Annotated in this window: 1 protein-coding gene; it reads right to left on the bottom strand. The window is 71.4% G+C overall.

What is annotated here, in order from left to right; translation table 11 throughout:
• Positions 1 to 99 precede the first annotated feature (99 nt).
• A partial coding sequence (gene traB / locus ACFV9G_RS29755) for a plasmid transfer protein TraB (RefSeq protein ID WP_378733077.1) occupies positions 100 to 2055 on the bottom strand: 1956 nt, incomplete at its 5' end.

The following is a 2055-nucleotide window of genomic DNA, read 5'->3' as shown; positions in this document are numbered from 1 at the left end:
GCCCCTGACTGGTGATGTCAGGGGCCGGTGTCAGGGGGCCGTCTGACACCCATTTCCCTAGGTGGGCGCGGTGTCAGGCGGCCGTGACGGTGTCAGGTGTCACGCGGGTGTCAGGGCGGGCACGATGCGCCAGCGGCCGGTCTGGCTGGTGGCCTCCAGGCGCCCGTCCAGGGCGGCCTCCTTGAGCCGCGCGGACACCCAAGGGCGGGAGAGGTCGTTGGCCTCGCACCAGTCCATGAAGTCCTTGGGGCCTACGACCATCTGTCCCTTCTGCTCGAACTCCGCCAGGGCCTGAGCGAACAGGCGCCGACCTTCCGCAGGGCCGGGCTTACGGCCGGCCCCCTGCCCGAACAGAGGGATGTCGTCGCCATCCTGCGCTTCGGGCAACTCGGCCTCGGGGTCGATGTCCATGTCTTCCGGGTCCACCAGGGGGCCGGTCATGGGCTCCCCTTCCTCGGCGGCCGGGGCCGCCTGCTCGTCGTTGGCTGTAGCCGCACGGTCGGTGTACAGCTTGCCAGCGACACCGGCGGCCGCGGTTGCGGTCACAGGGTCGATGCCCATGCGGATCGGCTCGAACGCGCGGGCCACCCACTCCAGGGACACCGGGTCGTTGCGAAACGTCCGGGACGGGGTCGACCACAGGTCGGCCTCGACGCCCGCGGAGCAGAGGTAGCAGTAGCCGGGCCGCTTGTTGCCCCAGGCTCCAGGGTTGGCGCCGGCGTCGAGGACCTCGGAGGGCAGGGCGAATCCGGCGTCCCGCTCGTCCACGCCGAAGCAGAGGGCGGCGGGCAGGCTCGCCCGGGTGTCGGTGCTGATCTGGTAGCCGGAGGCGCGCTGCATGGAGATGACCAGGCTGGCGCCAGCGCTCCGGGCTTCCTGCGCGATGCCGGTGAACACGTCGTCGTCGGTCGCGCGCAGGGTGTTCGCGGCTTCCTCGAACCAGGCGAGCAGGTAGGGCATACCGGGGCACTGGCAGGCCGCGCCCTTGCGGCAGGAGTGCGCCGGGTCGGTCTGGACCTCGGCGGCCGCAGGCTCCCATGACCGGTACGCGTGGTCACCCAGCCACTTCTGACGTGCGGGAATGGCGGCCTTGAGGGCCTCGATCATGATTTCTGCGCCGTCGCCGGTGTCCACTACCCAGTCGCAGGCCGGGAAGGCTTCGCCGAGGTCCTGGCCGCGCTTGGGGTCGGACAGCCAGACGGCGACGTCGCGGCGGGTCAGGGCCTCGCACAGCACGTCCATGGCGCCCTCGGTCTTCCCTGCACCGGTCACGCCCATGATGAGCAGGTGGATGGCCTGGGGCAGGGTGAGGACGAGGGGGCGGCCGTCGTCGTAGACGCCGATGACCAGCGGCTCAGCGATCGATCCGCCGGGGGAGGACGGGCCGGGCCACCAGATGACCTCCTTCAGCATGTCCATGGGCACCACGGTGAACGTGCCACGCCGGGCCGAGTCGGGGTCAGGCCGGTTGCGCACGGCGCTGGTCGGGACGTCGAGGGCAGAGGCGATGCGCGGCAGGGCCTTGGAGACGTCCTCGTGGGTGCCCTCTCCTGCCGGCAGCGCGTAGGGCACGGTGACCTTGTTGGGCTCGACCTTGACGTTTCCGATCTGCGTGCGAGCCAAGCCCACCTTCTCCAGCAGGCCCTTGTCGCTGCTCTCCCCGACAGCATCCGGGTTGCGACGCATGATCATGCGAACGTTCCAGGTCAGCGCCATGACGGGGCCGCCCATCAGGTACAGGTCATCGATCGGCCCTGCGGTCGGCCCAGAGATGCAGGCCGCGGTGACCCAGGCGGTTCCTGCGGCCACGGTGATGGCCGAGTGGAGGCGCCGCTGCGCGCTGGTCGACCTACCCGCCCACCAGGTGGCGCCGGTCAGCGCCACCGAGGCGAGGGTGAGGCCAGCACCGGCCCATGCGCTGTCGCCCCATCGCCAGTGCCCGAGGGCGCCGGCCACGCCCACGCCCGCAACGCCCAGCCAGGGCGGCAGGTGCGGCTTGGCCCGGTGCAGCAGGTACTTGCCCACGCCCCCGGCGTCGGAGGCGCCTCGCAGCTG

The sequence above is a fragment of the Nocardioides sp. NPDC059952 genome, from assembly GCF_042730435.1.
Classification (GTDB): Bacteria; Actinomycetota; Actinomycetes; order Propionibacteriales; family Nocardioidaceae; genus Nocardioides.
This window is presented reverse-complemented; position numbering and strand designations above follow the sequence as displayed.